Genomic DNA, 18,447 nt, shown 5'->3' with positions numbered 1-18,447 from the left:
TGCGCCACCCCGCACAGCACACGCCGAGGAGCCAGCCGATGACGACCCACGAGCTCTACACCCATGCCGTCACGGAGGGGACCTGGACCGTCCCCGCCACCGGCGCCGCCCGCTTCACCTGGGAGTACGACGACGGCCGGGAGCGGCTGCTCGCCCTCTACCAGAAGGGCAAGGACAAGCAGTGGGACGCGGTCAGGCGCATCGACTGGTCCCTGGAGGTCGACCCCTACGACCCGCTGGGGCTCCCGGACGAGGCGCTGGCCATCTACGGCACCCCGTACTGGGACAAGTTCAGCCCCAAGAACCGCGCCGACCTGCGCCGGCACTACGCCTCCTGGCAGTTCAGCCAGTTCCTGCACGGCGAGCAGGGCGCCATGGTCTGCGCCGCGCGCATCGTCGAGTCGGTCCCGGACCTGGACGCCAAGTTCTACTCCGCCACCCAGACCATGGACGAGGCCCGGCACGCCGAGCTCTACTCCCGCTTCCTGCACGAGAAGATCGGGATGCTCTACCCGATCAACGACAACCTGCAGGCGCTGCTGGGTGACACCCTGCGGGACTCCCGCTGGGACATGCCCTACCTCGGCATGCAGGTGCTGATCGAGGGCCTGGCCCTGGCCGCCTTCGGGATGCTGCGCGACACCACCACCAAGCCGCTGCCCAAGCAACTGCTGGCCTACGTCATGCAGGACGAGGCCCGGCACGTGGCGTTCGGGCGGATGGCGCTGCGGGACTACTACTCCCAGCTGTCCTCGGCCGAACTGGCCGAGCGCGAGGAGTTCGTGATCGAGGGCTGCTACCTGATGCGGGACCGGCTGCGCGGGGTGGAGGTGCTGGAGAACTTCGGCATCCCGCTGCGCGAGGCCGAGGAGATCAGCGAGCAGAGCGAGTACCTGCAGTTCTTCCGCAAGCTGCTGTTCTCCCGGATCGTGCCCTGCGTCAAGGACATCGGCCTGTGGGGCCCGAAGCTCCAGCAGGCCTATGTGGACATGGGCGTGTTCGAACTCGGCGACTCCAACCTCGACCTGCTGATGCAGCAGGACGAGGACATCGCCGAGCAGCTCGACGCCGAGCGCTTCGCCACCGAGGAGGCCGCCCGCATCGCCGAGGTCGCCGAGGCCATCGCCGAGGGCAGCGCCTCCTGATCGCTCCGCCGGCCCGGGGCCCGCCCCCTGGGTCGGCGTTCGTATGACCGGTTATCCACAGGCGGAGATGCGCCGGTGGCGTCCCAGGCGAAAGCCTTGGGCCATGACCACTCACTCCACCATCGCCGACCTGGCCTACCGTCAGGGTGGCGTGATCCTCAGGCGTCAGGCCCAGGAGGCCGGGCTCAGCAGGGAGCAGCTGCGGCTCCTGGTGCACCGCGGCCGATGGCTGGTGCTGCACACCGGCGTGTACCTCACCACCGGGCTCGGGCCCCGGTCCGAGCCGCCGCTGCTGGCCCGGCTCTGGGCCGCGCATCTGCGCTGCGGGCCCAGCAGCGTGATCGGGTTCGGCGGCGCGGCGCGGCTGCTCCGGCTACAGGGCCTGCCACGGGAGATGCCGCAGGTGGACGTGCTGCTGCCGCGCGGCCGGCATCCGCGTCCTGACATCCGGCTGCGGCTGAGGGTGGCCAGTCTGGGTCCCGGGGAGGTGGTCCGCCGGCGCGGCCTGCCGACCACCTCCGCCGTACGGACCCTGGCCGACCTGCTGCTGCGGGTGCCCGAGGGGCAGGGTCTGTGCCTGCTGGACTCCGCCCTGCACCAGCGGCTGGTGACCGCCGCCGAGGTGGAGCAGGCGATCCGCTACCGCCGTGGCGCCGGTGCCGCCCGGGCGCTGCTGCCGCTGGCCGACGGCAGGGCCGAGTCGCCGCTGGAGTCGCTGGCGCGGCTCGACTGCATCCGCGGCGGGGTGCCGCCGGACGACCTGCAGTACCCGGTCGTCGACCGGCACGGGCACCGGCTGACCAGGACCGATCTGTGCTGGTGGCGCGGTCTGCGCAGACCGCTGCTCGGTGACACCGAGCCGACGGGCGGACGGCCCGCGACGGCCGGCGCGGCGCCGCTGGTCGACGCCGAGCTGATCCGCTTCAGCCGGGCCGACGTCGAGCAGACCGGACGGGTGGCCGCGAAGGTGCGGGCCGCGCTGCAGCGACTGCGGGTCGACTGAGGGCCGGCCCGGCCCCGGCCCGGAAGCGGCCCGGAAGCGGCCTGGGTTGAGGGTCCGGGTCGATTCAGCGGCTGGGCGGGTTGAGGGTCCAGGTCAGCATCACGCAGTCCTCCTCCTCGGTGGCGCCCGCCGAGCGGTAGGTCGCCAGCGCCGCCGGGTTCCCCCGGTCGGTGAGCACCCACATCCCGTACAGCCCGCGTTCGCGGGCCAGTTCGGCGAGCCCCCGGACCAGCGCCCGGCCGATGCCCCGGCGGTGCCACGCCGGGTCCACGGCGAGCTCGTAGAGGAACATCTCGGTGCCCTTGTCGGGGTGGGTCACCTCCACACCGCTGACGAAGCCGACCGGGCGGCCGTCCTCGTGGGCCAGCAGCAGATGGTGGTCGGGCGACGCCAGGAACCGTTCGGCTGCCTCCTGCCGCGCGGGGCCGTCGTACAGCCCCTCGGCGGCGACGACCTCCGCGATGGTCGTCGCACGTCGGATGTCGGCCATGGCGGACTCCTCTCCCGATCGGTTCCGGTGACGTCGGGCCATATCCTGTCGTACCTTCAGATCCACTGGAGCACAGGAAATCCGACCGACGGGGGACGGCATGTCCGGATTCGAGGAGATCGAACTCTCCGCAGCGGTGCGCGCCATCCGCGAGCAGCTGACACTGGCCGCGCAGGAGGGCGAAAACTCCCCCATCCGCTTCGGAGTCGGGCCGATCCAGATGGAGTTCGCCGTCGAACTCCGCCGCGAGGCAGGTGCCAAGGGCGGGGTGAAGGCCTGGGTGGTCAGTGCCGAAGCCGAGGCGAAGCGCTCGCAGGGCACCACCCACCGGGTGTCCTTCACCCTGACTCCCACGGACGCGGCGACCGGCCGCGACATCGAGATCGGCGACCACCGGCCGGCCGGCGTCTCGCGCTTCGGCCGTTCCGGGGACGGGAACTGACGGCTCGTGCATCCTCAGCGCGAGCGCATCGCCGCGGTCGTCGGCGCCGGTCAGGGCAGCGGCTACCTGCTCGACTCCCGGCTGGTGCTGACGGCCGCTCATGTCCTCGGCGACACCGCCCCGGAGGTCGTCCTCCCCGGCGGCCCGGGCCCCGTGCCCTGCGAGGTGGTCTGGTCCCGCTACGACGACGACTGCGACGCGGCCCTGCTCCTCGCCGGGAGCGACCTCCTGGCCGACGGGGAGCGGCACCCTCCGGAGGGGCATGCACCGGTATGGGGACGGGTCGAGGACCTCGTCCCGCGGCCGGGGGCCCATGCCATCGGGTACCCGCACGTCCAGCGGGACCACGACGGCGAGTTGGAGGCGGAGCAGCTGGTCGGGACGCTCAAGCCGGCCAGCGGGATGCTGCGGAACCGGCAGACCCTGGACAGCTCGCACGGCGCACCCGCCGCGCGCCCGGACGGCGGCTCGCCCTGGGCCGGCTTCTCGGGCGCGGGCGTGTTCCTCGACGACCGTCTCATCGGGGTGGTCCGCTCCGATCCCCGCCAGTGGCGGCACGGGCGGGTGGAGATCACTCCTGCGGCGGCGGTGCTGGACTCCCCGGGCCTCCTGGCGCTCTGCGAGGACCTCGGCTACCGGCCGAGGACGGTCGGCCTCTCCCCGACCGCCGACGAGTTCGAGCAGCGGCTGCGCGACTTCATCGTCAAGCAGTCCAGCACCCTGCACATCATCGGCCTCAGCCGGGGCGGCGACGACGAGGAGTTCTGGCCGCTGGACGCGAGCTACTTCAGCCTGGAACTGCTCGGCCCCGGCTCCCACCGCGACCCGGAAGGGCTGGGGCCGGTCCCGCAGCGCGCCGAGCAGGCCCTCAGCGGGCACCGGCGGATCCTGGTGCGGGGTTCGGCCGGGTCGGGGAAGACCACCTTGCTGCAGTGGCTGGCCACGGCCACCGCACGCCGGGAACTGCCGCCGTCGCTGGCCGACTTCGCCAACTGCGTCCCGCTGCTGATCCGGCTGCGCGCCCTCACCGGCCGCGGCGAACTCCCCTCGCCCGAGGAGTTCCTCGGGCTGGTCGCCAAGCCCCTCGCCGGACACCCGCAGGCGGTGGCCGGCTGGGTCACCGAGCAGTTGCAGAACGGCCGGATCCTGCTGCTCGTCGACGGAGTCGACGAGGTCCCCGCGGCCGACCGCGCCCGCACCGGGGGCTGGCTCACCGATCTGCTCGACGCCTACCCCGACGCGCGCTACGTGGTCACCACCCGACCCTCCGCGGTCCGCGAGGGCTGGCTGGCGCACAGCGGCTTCGTCGAGCTCGACCTGCTGCCGATGAGCCGCGGCGACGTCGCCGTCTTCCTCGACAAGTGGCACCGCGCCGCCGGGAACGACGAGCGCCTGACCGAGTGGCGCGACGCGCTGACGGCCGCCATGCTCAGCAAACCCGATCTGGGCCGCCTCGCCACCAGCCCGCTGATGTGCGCGCTGATCTGCGCCCTCAACCGCGACCGGCGCGGCTACCTCCCGCAGGGCCGGATGGAGCTGTACACGGCCGCCCTGGAGATGCTGCTGGTGCGCCGCGACCGCGAACGCGGCATCGGCGGGCTGGAACTGACCCTGGAGCAGCAGATCCAGCTGCTCCAGCGGCTCGCCTGGTGGCTGGTCAACAACGGCGCCACCGAGATCGGCACCGACCTGGCCGAACGCAAGCTCGCGGACGTGCTCCCCTCCATGCCCGCGATCACCTCCGGGCCGGCACAGGTGCTGGACCACCTCCTGGTCCGCAGCGGCCTGCTCCGCCGGCCCACGGCCGAGAGCCTGGACTTCATCCACCGCACCTTCCAGGACTACCTGGCCGCCAAGGCCGCCGTCGAGGACGAGGACCTGGGCGTGCTGGTCCGCAACGCCCATGACGACCAGTGGGAGGACGTGCTGCGGATGGCGGTCGGCCACGCCCGTCCCCGCGAGCGCGCCACGCTGCTGCGCCGGCTGCTGGCGGAGGCCGAGCAGGACAGCCGGATGTATCTGCTCGCGGCGGCCTGCCTGCAGCACGCCACCGAGCTCGACCCGGCCGTGCGCCAGGAGATCCAGGACGCGGCCGCCCGGCTCGTCCCGCCCACCGACCCCGACACGGCCAGGAAACTGGCGACCGCGGGCCCGATCGTGCTGGACCTGCTGCCCGGCCCCGACGGGCTCAGCGACGCGACGGCGCACGCGGTCGTCATCACCGCCACCCAGATCGCCGACCACCGGGCGATCCCCCTGCTCGCCCGCTACGCGGACCACCCGAGCCTTGAGGTCAGGGAGGAGATCGGCCGGTCCTGGATCCGGTTCGACACCCGTGCGTACGGCGAGCAGGTGGTCTCCCGGATGGCCGAGGACGGCAGCGCGCGCGTCTACGCCAGTTCCCTGGAACAGCTGGAGTTCCTCGCGGGCAGCGGCCCGTGGCGCAAGCTGGAGTGGATCGGTCCACTGGCCGGGGACGAGCTCGGCGCGCTGAGCTTCCCGCTGGAGTCGCTCCGGCTGCGCGGCGTCACCAACCCGCTCGGGCTGACACCGCTGCTGCGACGGTGCCGCCCGTCCGAACTCTGGCTGAGCGACTGCCCCGGCGCCATCAGCCTCGCCCCGCTGCGGGACAGCCCGGTGGAAACGCTCCATCTGCACTGGAACCCGGCGCTCGGCGACATGGGATCACTCGCCGACGCGGCGGCACTGCGCTCGTTCGCCATAGCCGCCGACGCCGACGCCGAGGACAGCGGCGGCGGCGAGGCCGAACTGCGCCTCCCCCCGGGCCTGACCAGGCTGTACCTCGGCAACTTCGGCGCCTCGCCGGAACTGGTCGAACACATGCTCCGCTGCTGCCGCGACCTGCGGCTGCTCTACGTCACGGCGCACAGCCTCCCCTCGGAACGGCGTGAACTGCTGCGCGGGCTCCGCGACCTGAGCTCGCTCCGGGTCAACCACGAGCGGCTCGCCGAACTCGGGGACCAGGAACCGCTCCCCGGGATCACCGAACTCCATCTGCAGTTCCCCCTCGGCTCCACCGGCCTGGACCAACTGCCCCGGGTCTACCCGGACCTGCGGAGCCTGCGCCTGGCCGACCGGGCCTCGGCGATCGACACCCTGGACCTCTCCCAGCTGGCCGGACTGCACGGCTGCGAGGTCGAACTGCATCTGCACGACGAGGACGCGTCGCCCTCCATCTTCGGCTTCGGCAAACGCTTCGTCCCGGAGGCCCGCAGCCTCACCATCCCCTGATCCCTCACAGCACAGGACGGCACAGCGCCGGACGCCGTAGGGCCCGGCCCCCCTGTCGGGGAACCGGGCCCTACGGTGTTCGACTGCGGTGCTCAGCCCTTGCTGAGGTCCGGGCCCGCGGCGACCGGCGGAGCGTCGGCGATGGGGACCTTGTCGTTCCCCTGGAAGGTGAACTTCGCGGTCTTTCCCTCGCCGTCGACGTCCACGACCACGATGTGGCCGGAGCGCAGCTCGCCGAAGAGGATCTTCTCCGACAGCACGTCCTCGATCTCGCGCTGGATGGTCCGGCGCAGCGGCCGGGCACCCAGGACCGGGTCGTAACCACGCTTCGCCAGCAGGGACTTGGCGGCCGGGGTCAGTTCCAGACCCATGTCGCGGTCCTTGAGGCGGTCGTCCACCTTGGCGGCCATGAGGTCGACGATCTGGATGATGTCGTCCTCGGACAGCTGGTGGAACACCACGATGTCGTCGACACGGTTGAGGAACTCGGGGCGGAAGTGCTGCTTGAGCTCCTCGCCGACCTTGGTCTTCATCCGCTCGTACCCGCTGGTGATGTCGCCCTGGGCGGCGAAGCCCAGGTTGAATCCCTTGGAGATGTCACGGGTGCCGAGGTTGGTGGTCATGATGATGACCGTGTTCTTGAAGTCGACGACCCGGCCCTGGGAGTCGGTCAGCCGACCGTCCTCCAGGATCTGCAGCAGCGAGTTGAAGATGTCCGGGTGGGCCTTCTCGACCTCGTCGAAGAGCACGACCGAGAACGGCTTGCGGCGCACCTTCTCGGTGAGCTGGCCGCCCTCCTCGTACCCGACGTAGCCGGGAGGCGAGCCGAACAGCCGCGAGACGGTGTGCTTCTCGCTGAACTCGGACATGTCGAGCTGGATCAGCGCGTCCTCGTCGCCGAAGAGGAACTCGGCGAGGGTCTTGCTGAGCTCGGTCTTACCGACACCGGACGGACCGGCGAAGATGAACGAGCCGCCGGGGCGCTTGGGGTCCTTGAGGCCCGCACGGGTGCGCCGGATGGCCTGGGAGAGCGCCTTGATGGCGTCCTTCTGGCCGATGACGCGCTTGTGCAGCTCGTCCTCCATGCGCAGCAGCCGGGAGGACTCCTCCTCGGTGAGCTTGAAGACCGGGATGCCGGTGGCCGTCGCCAGCACCTCGGCGATCAGCTCCTCGTCCACCTCGGCGACGACGTCCATGTCGCCGGCCTTCCACTCCTTCTCCCGCTTGGCCTTGGCCTGCAGGAGCTGCTTCTCCTTGTCGCGGAGCGAGGCGGCCTTCTCGAAGTCCTGCGCGTCGATCGCGGACTCCTTGTCCCGGCGGACGTCGGCGATCTTCTCGTCGAACTCGCGCAGGTCCGGCGGCGCGGTCATGCGGCGGATGCGCATACGCGAGCCGGCCTCGTCGATGAGGTCGATGGCCTTGTCCGGCAGGAAGCGGTCCGAGATGTAGCGGTCCGCCAGGGTCGCCGCCGCGACCAGGGCCGCGTCGGTGATGGAGACCCGGTGGTGCGCCTCGTAGCGGTCCCGCAGACCCTTGAGGATCTCGATGGTGTGCGCCAGCGAGGGCTCGGCGACCTGGATCGGCTGGAAGCGGCGCTCCAGCGCCGCGTCCTTCTCCAGGTGCTTGCGGTACTCGTCCAGCGTGGTGGCACCGATGGTCTGCAGCTCGCCCCGCGCCAGCATCGGCTTGAGGATGCTGGCCGCGTCGATCGCGCCCTCGGCGGCACCCGCACCCACCAGGGTGTGGATCTCGTCGATGAACAGGATGATGTCGCCGCGGGTGCGGATCTCCTTGAGCACCTTCTTCAGGCGCTCCTCGAAGTCACCGCGGTAGCGGGAACCGGCGACCAGCGCACCGAGGTCGAGGGTGTAGAGCTGCTTGTCCTTGATCGTCTCCGGGACCTCGCCCTTGACGATCGCCTGGGCCAGACCCTCCACCACGGCGGTCTTGCCGACGCCGGGCTCACCGATCAGGACCGGGTTGTTCTTGGTGCGGCGGGACAGCACCTGCATGACCCGCTCGATCTCCTTCTCGCGCCCGATCACCGGGTCGAGCTTGGCCTCGCGGGCAGCCTGGGTGAGGTTGCGCCCGAACTGGTCCAGGACCAGCGACGTCGAGGGGGTGCCCTCGGCGGGGCCGCCGGCCGTGGCCGACTCCTTGCCGCCGCCCTGGTAGCCGGAGAGCAGCTGGATGACCTGCTGCCGGACCCGGTTGAGGTCGGCGCCGAGCTTCACGAGGACCTGGGCGGCGACGCCCTCGCCCTCGCGGATGAGGCCGAGCAGGATGTGCTCGGTCCCGATGTAGTTGTGGCCGAGCTGGAGGGCCTCGCGGAGCGACAGCTCCAGAACCTTCTTCGCCCGAGGAGTGAAGGGGATGTGGCCGGACGGGGCCTGCTGCCCCTGCCCGATGATCTCCTCAACCTGCTGGCGGACCGCCTCAAGAGAAATCCCGAGGCTCTCCAGGGCCTTAGCGGCGACACCCTCACCCTCGTGGATCAAGCCCAGGAGGATGTGCTCGGTGCCGATGTAGTTGTGGTTGAGCATCCGGGCTTCTTCCTGAGCCAGGACGACAACCCGCCGCGCGCGGTCGGTGAACCTCTCGAACATCGTTAATCGCTCCTCAGAGCGGTCGGGCAGTGAGGGGTCGGTCCCCACCCTGTCCTTCCGCATGCTAGTCCCGGAGGCCGGAACAGCTCACTTCAACCGCCGACACCCCGCCGCCCCGCGACGCTCGTGACGGTCACAATGACTCCAACCGAATGCTGCGGGATGGTGTTCCCGCAGGCCAGGCAGATCCACCTGGAAACGCTACGCCGACGGCGAACGCTTCCCCCGACACGCCGCGGAGCATTGCTCACCTGCTGCGTAAGCACTGCTCCTCAACCATTCATACCCGGGCCACCCGGACTTCCATACCGATTTCCGGGCATCAGCTGTTCGCCCACCGAGAAGTCGGCCGACCCGCACGGGCCGGGCAGGTGACGCTGTGCGCCGGGTGAGGCGTCCTGCGTAACCGGATCCCCCGGTGGACGTTGTTCCGGTTGTGACCAGCCCTCAGCTCGCGGGCCCCCGGGTCCCCGGCCAGGCCCGGCAGTGCCCCTGCGATGCCGCCGGGCAGCCCGGCCCGACCGGGCCGTGCGACCGGGTGGACGCGCCGCTGGACGCGGGCCTGGCCGCGCTGGCCCGGCTGCGCCGACGCGGACGGCCCACCGGAGCCGTGACGGTCCACGGGGACCGGCTGACGGTCCGGCTGGCCCCCGGCAGCGCCGAGGACGTGCCCGATCTGCTCCGCTGGCTCGGCTGGGGGCATCTGGACGGTGTGCTGAGAGCGCGCCGTGGCTGCGCCGCACCCCCCGCACTCCTCCCGGCCGCGGCACCCCGCACGGCCCCGCCGCCGCCGGCCGTACCGCCGCCGGTGGTGGTCCCGCACCGGCGTCCGGCGTCGGCGGACGCCGCACTGCCCCCGGAGCACCTGCCCGGGCTGCTGGACGCCCTGGCGGACGCCTGCGCCCGGGCCCATCTGGACCGGACCCTCGTCAGTCGTTGGCCTTCTCGTACGCCTTGAGGATCGTGCTGGGGACCCGGCCACGGTCGTTGATGTCGTAGCCCTGCTCCTTGGCCCAGGCACGGATCTTCGCCGTGTCCGGGTTTCCGCCGACCGGACGCGGAGCGCGGCCGCCACGGCCACCGCGTGCGACGCCGGCCCGGCCGCTCTGCTTGCGGCCCTTCTCGGTGTACGGGTTGAGCAGCTCGCGCAGCCTCCCCGCATTCGTGTGCGTGAGGTCGATCTCGTAGGCAACCCCGTCAAGAGCGAACGTCACCGTCTCGTCCGCCTCGCCGCCCTCGAGATCGTCGACAAGAAGGACCTGAACCTTCTGCGCCACGGGCTTCCCTTTCCTCAAAAGCATGGATTACTTGTAGGAAAGGAAACCCTCTTTCCGCGAAAAATTCAAACCCCCGCGTGAGAGGCATCTTCGGACCGCCCGCGGCACCCCGCTCAGAGATGCAACAGCATCCGGGTGTTGCCCAAGGTGTTGGGCTTGACGCGTTCCAGGTCGAGGAACTCGGCGACACCTTCGTCGTAGCTGCGCAGCAGCTCGTCGTAGACAGTGCCGGGCACCGGAGTGGACGCGATCTCGACGAAGCCGTGTTTGGCGAAGAAGTCGACTTCGAACGTCAGACAGAAAATTCGGCGCACACCGATCCAGCGGGCCGTCTGCGTCAACTTGACCAGCAGCTGGTGCCCGATACCGGTGCCACGGCAGGACGGATCGACCGCCAGCGTCCTGACCTCGGCCAGATCCTCCCACATCACGTGCAGCGCGCCGCAGGCCACGACCTCCGCGGTGTCGTCCCGCTCGGCGACCCAGAACTCCTGAACGGACTCGAACAGGGTCACGGTGGGCTTGTCGAGCAGGATTCGTTCGCGCGCATAGCCGTCCAAGAGCCGGCGTACCGCGCGCACATCAGTGGTCCGCGCCCGGCGGATCGTGACCTCCATGCGGCGAACCTATCGTGTGCCGGCCCGGGGCTGCGCACCGATATCACCGTCGGCGGGATCCGTACTCGACGCGCCACTCGCCTCGGTGGTGACATCGACACCGGCATCGGTACTCTGCTCGTCACTCGTACTCTGCTCGCTACTCGCCTCGACGGGCGGCGGCGCGGCGACCCGCAATGCGTCGCGCAGTGCTTCCTGCTGTTCCGGGGACATCATCCCGAAGAAGTGGACCAGAGCCGCGGCCGGGTTGTCACTCGTCGCCCACGCCTCGTTCATCAAGGCCGCGGTATAAGCCTCGCGGGAGGAGACCGGCTCGTATCGGAAGGCGCGGCCCTCCTGTTCCCGGCGAAGCCATCCCTTCTGGAACAACTTGTCCATCACGGTCATCACGGTGGTGTATGCGAGCTCGCGCTCCCGGAGCAGATCCTCAAGCACCTCACGAACGGTGACCGGGCGGTTCCACTGCCATACCCGGGTCATCACCTCGTTCTCCAGTTCACCGAGCTGGCGCACCATAGCGGATCTCTCCCCCTGGCCGTGCAAATATCACCTTTACCGGACAAAGCCATTGTGGCGCGCCAAACCGCCGGATAACCCGCATTCCCGGAAACCGGGCGTGCCCGCCCGGCCCCCGCGCTGCCCGCTGCCCGCTCAGTCCTCGGCGGTCCGCGGACCCGGGGTCCCGGCGAGGGTGATCGCCTCCGCGACGGCGTCCTCCTTGGCCGCGTTGGCCCCGCCCTGGTTGCGGAACAGGGTGCGGATCATCAGTGCGAAGGCGATGGCCATCACGACGGGGGGCGTCAGAGCCTCTAGGTACTGCATGTTCCGGACCGCCTACGGGGAGGGACGACTGCGCGCTGCCGCCCGGACCGCGCGCTGCTGGCCTGAAAAGGCTAACCCCGGCCCCTGAACGGATCAGGGACCGGGGTCGGCGCTGCAGCGGCGGGCCGCCGGAGGCTACTGCTGGGCGTCCGGCTTCACCAGCGGGAAGAGCACCGTCTCGCGGATGTTCTTGCCGGTCAGCATCATGATCAGACGGTCCACGCCCATGCCCATGCCACCGGTGGGCGGCATCGCGTACTCCAGGGCGCGCAGGAAGTCCTCGTCCACCTGCATGGCGTCGACGTCGCCGCCGGCCGCGAGCAGCGACTGCGCGGTGAGCCGGGCCCGCTGCTCCACCGGGTCGACCAGCTCGGAGTAGGCGGTCGCGATCTCGGTCCCGAAGATCACCAGGTCCCACTTCTCGGCCACGCCGGGGATGCTGCGGTGGGCACGGGTCAGCGGGGAGACCTCGGTCGGGTAGTCCCGGATGAAGGTCGGCCGGATCGCGTTGTGCTCCAGCAGCCGCTCGACCATCTCCAGCACCAGCTGGCCGTGGCCCCACTTCTTCTCGTAGGGGATGCCGTGCTCCTCGGCGAGCGCACGCAGCTCGTCGACCGTGGTCTCCGGGGTGACCTCGACCCCGAGGTGGGCGGAGATGCCCGGGTAGACGCTGACCGTCTCCCACGGCTCGGCGAGGTCGATCTCCGTCTCCTCGCCGTGGGCGTCCAGGCCGCGCACCACGGTGCCGCCCAGGGCGTCCTTGGCGGCGTTCAGGACCAGCTCGCGGGTGAGCTCGGCCTGGGTGTCGTAGTCGCCGTAGGCCTCGTAGGACTCGATCGCGGTGAACTCCGGGTTGTGGGTCGCGTCGGCGCCCTCGTTGCGGAAGTTCCGGTTGATCTCGAAGACCTTCTCGGTACCGCCGACCATGAGCTTCTTCAGGTAGAGCTCGGTCGCGATGCGGAGATAGAGGTCCATGTCGTAGGCGTTGATGTGGGTCTTGAACGGGCGCGCGTTGGCGCCGCCGTGGACCGGCTGCAGCATCGGCGTCTCGACTTCGAGGAACCCGCGCTCCTCGAAGGTGCGGCGCAGCGAGCGGACCACCCGGCTGCGCAGCTGCAGCATCTCCCGGGCCTCGGCGTTGACGATCAGGTCCACGTAGCGCTGGCGGACCCGGGCCTCCGGGTCGGACAGGCCCTTGTGCTTGTCCGGCAGCGGGCGCAGACACTTCGCGGTGAGCTCCCACCGGTCCACCATGACCGAGAGTTCGCCGCGCTTGGAGGTGATGACCTCGCCCTCGACGCCGACGTGGTCGCCCAGGTCGATGTCGGACTTCCAGGCCGCGAGGCGCTCCTCGCCGAGCTTGTCCAGCGAGAGCATCACCTGGAGGTCGGCGGTGCCGTCCCGGAGCGTGGCGAAGCACAGCTTGCCGCCGGTGCGGCTGAGCACGACCCTGCCGGTGACCCCGGCGCGGTCGCCGGTGGCGACGTCGGCGTCCAGGCCCGGGTAGGCGGCGCGCAGGTCGGCCAGGGTCGTCGTACGCGGGAACCCGACCGGGTACGGGTCCACGCCGGCGGCGCGCAGGCGCTCCAGCTTCTCGCGGCGGACCCGCATCTGCTCGGGAAGGTCGTCGGACGCGGGTACGGGGGTCTGATCAGTCACCCCACCAGGGTATCCACCCCACGGGCGGCCTTCCGCCACAACAGGGGTGCGGGGAACTGCGCGAGGCGGAAGGGCACAGGTCGTCGCCTTCCGATCTCGCGCAGTTCCCCGCGCCCCTTTCAGCCCGTCGCGAGCTGCGCCTCGCCGTGGGGGCGGCGCACCCCGCGGGGCCAGAGGTCGCCGGGGGTCGGGATCGGGCGCGGCGGCTCCGGCGGGGCGGGGGTGTCCCCGTCCCGGCTGCCGCCCTTGGGGGCGCTGTCCTCGGGGCCGGGGGTGGCGGCGAACGGGGCCATGGGGATCGGTCCTCCACGTCGGGACGGAAGGGGGCGTGCATGGCCCCCCGCTGCCGGGGCGGCAGCTCGTGACTGGTCACGCAGGCGTGACGGCCGGGCGAACTCCGCGACGTTGTCGCTCGCCGGGGCCGGCGGCGGGATCGCGGCGGCGGGCGCGGCCGGGCCCGGCTGCAGCCGCCGGCGCACCGCGGCCTCCGCCAGTTCCGCGCAGCGCGAGCGCAGCCGCAGCCGCCGGCTGCGCTCGCCGTGCGCGCACGGCAGCGCGGTCAGGGCGCGGAGCGCGGACAGGTCGTCGGCGGCAGGGAGGTAACCGTCCGCGACGGCGTCCTCCAGCCGCTCCAGGTAGCCCGACGCGCTGCCGGGCAGGGCCTGGCGGTAGCGGGTCAGGTCGGCGAGCGCGAAGGCCCGCATCCGGCCCGCCTCGTGCACCGCCTCGTCGATGGACTCGGCGAGCCGCAGCACGTCCTGGACGTCCTCCACCCAGGCGGCGCGGACCCAGTCGTCGACGGCGGCGGCCGGGAGCCGGGAGCCGGGCAGCGGGAACGTGGCGAGGGCGCTGAGGGTGGGCGTCGGAACGGACGACAGGGAAGAGGCAGGGCTTGCCGGGTGCAGCACCTGGGCGAGGGCCCGTCGCAGCACCCGCAGCTCGTCCGCGCTGAAGGCCATACCGCCGCGCGACCCGTGAGGCGTAGGCATGGAGCGACACTATGCCGATGATGTCCCATTTGTGATTATCGACGCGCGAACCCACCCGAACGGCCCCACGCGCTGCCGCCCGGGAGGACTGACGGAAGGTCAGCCCGCGGTGTTGCGCTCGTAGACCAGGCGCAGTCCGATCAGCGTCAGCCAGGGCTCGTGCACGTCGATGCTGCTCGCCTCGCCCAGCACCAGCGGGGCGAGCCCGCCGGTGGCGATGACCTGGACCTCGTCCGGGTCGGTGGAGAGCTCGGCGGCCATCCGGTTGACCACGCCGTCCACCTGCCCGGCGAAGCCGTAGAGGATGCCGGACTGCATGCACTCGACGGTGTTCTTGCCGATCACGTTCCGCGGTCTGACGATCTCGATCTTCCGCAGCATCGCCCCGCGCGCCCCCAGCGCGTCCACGGAGATCTCGATGCCCGGCGCGATGGCCCCGCCGACGTAGTCGCCCCGCTCGTTGACCGCGTCGAAGGTGGTGGCCGTACCGAAGTCGACGACGATGCACGGGCCGCCGTAGAGGTGCTTGGCGGCCAGGGTGTTGACGATCCGGTCGGCGCCCACCTCCTTCGGGTTGTCCGTGAGGACGTGGACGCCGGTCTTCACCCCCGGCTCCACCAGGATGGCCGGCACGTCGCCGTAGTAGCGGCGGGTGACCTCGCGCAGCTCGTGCAGCACCGAGGGGACGGTGCTGCAGATCGCCAGGCCGTCGACGGTGTCCTCGCCCAGCGCGGGGTGCGCCCCCATCAGGCCCTGCATCAGCACCGCGGTCTCGTCCGCGGTGCGACGCGGGTCGGTGGACACCCGCCAGTGCTCCACGATCTCCTCACCGTCGAACAGGCCGAGGACGGTGTGGGTGTTGCCGACGTCGATCGTGAGCAGCATGGCGGTGGAAGGCTCTCTCGGAGAAGGGGTGCGGCGGCCGATCGAAGGACTATCCGCGGAGGTCCAGACCAATGTCAAGGATCGGCGAGGAGTGCGTGAGCGCGCCGACGGCGAGGAAGTCGACCCCGGTCTCGGCCACGGCCCGGGCGTTGTCCAGGGTCAGCCCGCCGGAGGACTCCAGCCGGGCCCGGCCGGCCACCAGCGCCACCGCCTCGCGCAGCTCGGGGACGGTGAAGTTGTCCAGCAGCACCAGGTCGGCCCCGGCCTCCAGCACCGGCGGGATCTGGTCCAGCCGGTCGACCTCGACCTCGACGGCCAGCTCCGGGTAGGCGGCGCGAACCGCGGTGAACGCGGCGGCGACACCGCCGGCGGCGATCACGTGGTTGTCCTTGACCAGGGCCGCGTCGGACAGCGCCATCCGGTGGTTGGCCCCGCCGCCGCAGCGCACCGCGTACTTCTGCAGGGCGCGCAGCCCGGGCAGGGTCTTGCGGGTGTCGCGGACCACGGCGCCGGTGCCCTCCAGGGCGTCGGCCCAGGCCCGGGTCGCGGTGGCGATGCCGGAGAGGTGGCAGAGCAGGTTGAGCGCGCTGCGCTCGGCGGTGAGCAGGTCCCGGGTGCGGGTCGTGACGCTGAGCAGCACCTGCCCGGCCTCGACCCGGTCGCCGTCCTCGACGTGCCGCTCGACGCTGAACTCCTCCTCGGCGACCAGCGACAGCACCGCCTCGGCGATCCGCAGCCCGGCCACCACGCCGGCCTCGCGGGCGGTGAAGTCGGCGGTGGCGACGGCGTCCTCGGGGACGGTGGCGACCGAGGTGACGTCCTCGCCGCCGGCCAGGTCCTCGGCCAGCGCGAGGGTGGCGACGTCCTCGACCTCGACCGGGTCCAGGCCGGCCTCCACCAGCAGGGCGGCGAGCTGGGGGTCGAGGCCGGTCTCGTACTCGCCCTCGCCGCAGGCGCAGCCGTCGCCGCAGCCGCCGGCCTCGTCGACGAGCGGGAGATCTTCGTGGATGTGGAGGTCGTTGGCGCTCATGCGGTTCAGTGCTCCTGGGGAAGGGTCGTGAGAAGGCTGTCCTGCTGACTGCTGATCAGGTGGGTGCGCCAGGTGGCGTCGTCGCGGTCCGGGAAGTCCTCGCGCCAGTGGCAGCCGCGGGTCTCCTCGCGCAGCAGGGCGGCGGCGGTGAGCGCGGTGGCGACCAGGTGCAGGTTGGTCGCCTCCCAGGTCTCCACCTGCGGCTGCTCGCCCTTGCCGGTGTCGGCGGGCTCGGCGGTCAGCGCGGCCAGGCCGTCGGCGGCCTCGGCCATGGTGACGGCACTGCGGAGCACGCCCACGCCCCGGGTCATCAGCCGCTGGATCTCGGCGCGGGCCTCCGGCGCCAGCAGCGGCACCCGGACGGCCGCCTGCGCGCCGTCCTGGTGACGCGGGGTCAGCTTGCCGGCCCGGTCCCTGGCGACGATGTCGGCGGCGATCCGCTCGGCGAAGACCAGGCCCTCCAGCAGCGAGTTGGAGGCCAGCCGGTTCGCGCCGTGGACCCCGGTGCAGGCGACCTCGCCGCAGGCGTACAGGCCGGAGACCGAGGTGTGGCCGCGCAGGTCGGTGCGCACCCCGCCGGAGGCGTAGTGCGCGGCCGGGGCCACCGGGATCAACTGGGTGACCGGGTCGATGCCGTGGCCGCGGCAGGAGGCGAGGATGGTGGGGAAGCGCTCCTCCCACATCGGCGCGCCGAAGTGCCGCCCGTCCAGGTACATGTGCTCGGTGCCGGTCTCGCGCATCCGCCGCATGATGCCCTTGGCGACGATGTCGCGGGGCGCCAGCTCGGCCAGCTCGTGCTGCCCGACCATGAACCGGGTCCCGTCGGCGTCCACCAGGTGGGCGCCCTCGCCGCGGACCGCCTCGGAGATCAGCGGCTGCTGGCCCTCGGCGTCCGGGCCGAGCCAGAGCACGGTGGGGTGGAACTGGACGAACTCCAGGTCGGTCACCTCGGCCCCGGCCCGCAGCGCCAGCGCCACGCCGTCACCGGTGGACACGGCGGGGTTGGTGGTCGCCGAGAACACCTGGCCCATGCCGCCGGTGGCCAGCACCACCGCGCGCGCCTGCACCGCGCCGACGCCGTCGCGCTGGCCCTCGCCCATCACGTGCAGGGTCAGCCCGGCGGTGCGGCCCTCGGCGTCGGTGAGCAGGTCCAGCACCAGGGCGTGCTCGACCACCTCGACGTCGGCGTCCGCGCGGACCGCCTCGACCAGGGCGCGGGAGATCTCCGCGCCGGTGGCGTCGCCGCCGGCGTGCGCGATCCGGCGGCGGTGGTGGCCGCCCTCGCGGGTGAGCAGTATCGAGCCCTCGGCGTCCGCGTCGAAGTGCGCGCCGGTGGCGATCAGCCGCCGTACCGCCTCGGGGCCCTCGGTGACCAGGACCCGCACCGCCTCCTCGTCGCACAGCCCGGCGCCGGCCACCAGCGTGTCGTCCAGGTGCTGCTCGGGGGTGTCGCCCTCGCCGAGCGCGGCGGCGATGCCGCCCTGCGCCCAGCGGGTCGAGCCGTCGTCCAGCATGGCCTTGGTGACGACCAGCACCCGCAGGCCGGAGGCCCGCAGCCGCAGCGCGGTGGTGAGCCCGGCCACGCCGGAGCCGACGACCACCACGTCGGTGGCGGCGGTCCAGCCCGGGGCCGGGGCGGTGAGCCGGGTCACTGCGGTCATGCTTCGCTCCGTGCGTACGTGGGCGCGCTGTTGGCCGCGCCGTCGGGGTCACCGTACGCCTGCCCGGGTATGGCACGGGAATCCGTCTGCCCGGAGACCAGACCGCTGCCCTCGGGGGCGTGCGCGGCGTCCCCGCCGAGGTGGGTCACCTTGTTGTCACCGTCCACGAAGACCACCCGCGGCCGGTAGGTCCGCGCCTCGGCGTCCTCCAGCTGGGCGTAGGCGATCAGGATGACCAGGTCGCCGGGGTGCACCAGACGGGCGGCGGCGCCGTTGATACCGATGATGCCGGTACCCCGCTCCCCCGCGATCGTGTACGTCTCCAGCCGGTTGCCGTTGTCGATGTCGACGATGTGGACCAGCTCGCCGGGGAGCAGGTCGGCGGCGTCCAGCAGATCCTGGTCGACCGTCACCGAGCCGACGTAGTGCAGGTCGGCCTGGGTGACGGTGGCACGGTGAATCTTGGACTTGAGCATGGTGCGGATCATGGTCACGTCTCCTGTGGTGAGTACATGCCGGGCGGGACATCGGGGACTCGGTCCGGACCGCAGCGCGGTTCGGTTCGCCAC

At 71.7% G+C, this 18,447-nt stretch carries 17 protein-coding genes; 5 read left to right on the top strand and 12 right to left on the bottom strand.

The features are described 5' to 3' along the window. Positions 1 to 38 precede the first annotated feature (38 nt). Positions 39 to 1,145, top strand: coding sequence for a ferritin-like domain-containing protein (locus ABH925_RS13000; RefSeq protein WP_370147600.1), 1,107 nt, complete (start codon positions 39 to 41; stop codon positions 1,143 to 1,145). Positions 1,146 to 1,248: 103 nt separating this feature from the next. After that, entirely contained in the window at positions 1,249 to 2,148 is a 900-nt protein-coding gene (locus tag ABH925_RS12995) for a type IV toxin-antitoxin system AbiEi family antitoxin domain-containing protein (RefSeq protein WP_370147599.1), read from the top strand. Between the two features lie 64 nt (positions 2,149 to 2,212). On the opposite strand, the gene ABH925_RS12990 is transcribed toward ABH925_RS12995, so the two are convergent. Continuing rightward, positions 2,213 to 2,638 carry a GNAT family N-acetyltransferase gene (locus tag ABH925_RS12990; protein ID WP_370147598.1) on the bottom strand — a complete coding sequence of 142 codons (426 nt, stop codon included), beginning with the start codon at positions 2,636 to 2,638 and terminating at the stop codon, positions 2,213 to 2,215. A gap of 100 nt (positions 2,639 to 2,738) precedes the next feature. On the opposite strand from ABH925_RS12990, the gene ABH925_RS12985 reads away from it, so the two are divergent. Together ABH925_RS12985 and ABH925_RS12980 are read left to right on the top strand one after the other, a co-directional pair. Continuing rightward, complete coding sequence (locus ABH925_RS12985; RefSeq protein WP_370147597.1) at positions 2,739 to 3,080, top strand: trypco2 family protein; 342 nt, start codon at positions 2,739 to 2,741, stop codon at positions 3,078 to 3,080. 6 nt (positions 3,081 to 3,086) lie between these two features. Next, a complete protein-coding gene (locus ABH925_RS12980) occupies positions 3,087 to 6,332 on the top strand; it encodes an NACHT domain-containing protein (protein WP_370147596.1) in 3,246 nt (1,081 codons plus the stop codon). Positions 6,333 to 6,424: 92 nt separating this feature from the next. On the opposite strand, the gene ABH925_RS12975 is transcribed toward ABH925_RS12980, so the two are convergent. Further along, complete coding sequence (locus ABH925_RS12975) at positions 6,425 to 8,938, bottom strand: ATP-dependent Clp protease ATP-binding subunit (RefSeq protein WP_370147595.1); 2,514 nt, start codon at positions 8,936 to 8,938, stop codon at positions 6,425 to 6,427. Positions 8,939 to 9,374: 436 nt separating this feature from the next. Here ABH925_RS12975 and ABH925_RS12970 point away from each other — a divergent pair, with 436 nt between their 5' ends. Next, complete coding sequence (locus tag ABH925_RS12970) at positions 9,375 to 9,896, top strand: hypothetical protein (RefSeq protein WP_370147594.1); 522 nt, start codon at positions 9,375 to 9,377, stop codon at positions 9,894 to 9,896. On the opposite strand, the gene ABH925_RS12965 is transcribed toward ABH925_RS12970, so the two are convergent. The 10 genes from ABH925_RS12965 to panD all read right to left on the bottom strand — a co-directional run bounded on the left by ABH925_RS12965 (position 9,868) and on the right by panD (position 18,366). Beyond that, on the bottom strand, positions 9,868 to 10,215 hold the full coding sequence (locus ABH925_RS12965; RefSeq protein ID WP_370147593.1) for an Lsr2 family protein: 348 nt from the start codon (positions 10,213 to 10,215) through the stop codon (positions 9,868 to 9,870). The two genes, ABH925_RS12970 and ABH925_RS12965, sit on opposite strands and share 29 nt — an antisense overlap. 113 nt (positions 10,216 to 10,328) lie before the next feature. Beyond that, positions 10,329 to 10,832, bottom strand: a complete 504-nt coding sequence (locus tag ABH925_RS12960; protein ID WP_370147592.1) for an amino-acid N-acetyltransferase — start codon at positions 10,830 to 10,832, stop codon at positions 10,329 to 10,331. A gap of 9 nt (positions 10,833 to 10,841) precedes the next feature. Further along, positions 10,842 to 11,348 (bottom strand): BlaI/MecI/CopY family transcriptional regulator, encoded by a 507-nt coding sequence (locus tag ABH925_RS12955; RefSeq protein WP_370147590.1) that lies wholly within the window; start codon positions 11,346 to 11,348, stop codon positions 10,842 to 10,844. A gap of 135 nt (positions 11,349 to 11,483) precedes the next feature. Then, positions 11,484 to 11,654, bottom strand: a complete 171-nt coding sequence (locus tag ABH925_RS12950) for a hypothetical protein (RefSeq protein WP_370147588.1) — start codon at positions 11,652 to 11,654, stop codon at positions 11,484 to 11,486. A 135-nt stretch (positions 11,655 to 11,789) separates the two neighbouring features. Next, entirely contained in the window at positions 11,790 to 13,313 is a 1,524-nt protein-coding gene (gene lysX, locus ABH925_RS12945; RefSeq protein WP_370147587.1) for a bifunctional lysylphosphatidylglycerol synthetase/lysine--tRNA ligase LysX, read from the bottom strand. Positions 13,314 to 13,432: 119 nt separating this feature from the next. Beyond that, a complete protein-coding gene (locus tag ABH925_RS12940) occupies positions 13,433 to 14,302 on the bottom strand; it encodes a hypothetical protein (protein ID WP_370147586.1) in 870 nt (289 codons plus the stop codon). Positions 14,303 to 14,401: 99 nt separating this feature from the next. Further along, positions 14,402 to 15,187, bottom strand: a complete 786-nt coding sequence (locus tag ABH925_RS12935) for a type III pantothenate kinase (protein ID WP_370147585.1) — start codon at positions 15,185 to 15,187, stop codon at positions 14,402 to 14,404. Positions 15,188 to 15,236: 49 nt separating this feature from the next. Further along, complete coding sequence (gene nadC, locus ABH925_RS12930) at positions 15,237 to 16,217, bottom strand: carboxylating nicotinate-nucleotide diphosphorylase (RefSeq protein ID WP_370147584.1); 981 nt, start codon at positions 16,215 to 16,217, stop codon at positions 15,237 to 15,239. A 5-nt stretch (positions 16,218 to 16,222) separates the two neighbouring features. After that, a complete protein-coding gene (locus ABH925_RS12925) occupies positions 16,223 to 17,878 on the bottom strand; it encodes an L-aspartate oxidase (protein WP_370147583.1) in 1,656 nt (551 codons plus the stop codon). Next, positions 17,875 to 18,366, bottom strand: a complete 492-nt coding sequence (panD, locus tag ABH925_RS12920; RefSeq protein WP_370147582.1) for an aspartate 1-decarboxylase — start codon at positions 18,364 to 18,366, stop codon at positions 17,875 to 17,877. Before panD ends, ABH925_RS12925 begins: the two co-directional genes overlap by 4 nt. Positions 18,367 to 18,447: the final 81 nt, after the last annotated feature.

The sequence above is a fragment of the Streptacidiphilus sp. EB129 genome (assembly GCF_041262645.1).
Classification (GTDB): Bacteria; Actinomycetota; Actinomycetes; order Streptomycetales; family Streptomycetaceae; genus Streptacidiphilus.
Note: the sequence above shows the minus strand (reverse complement) of the source record. Positions and strands in the feature narration are given on the sequence as shown.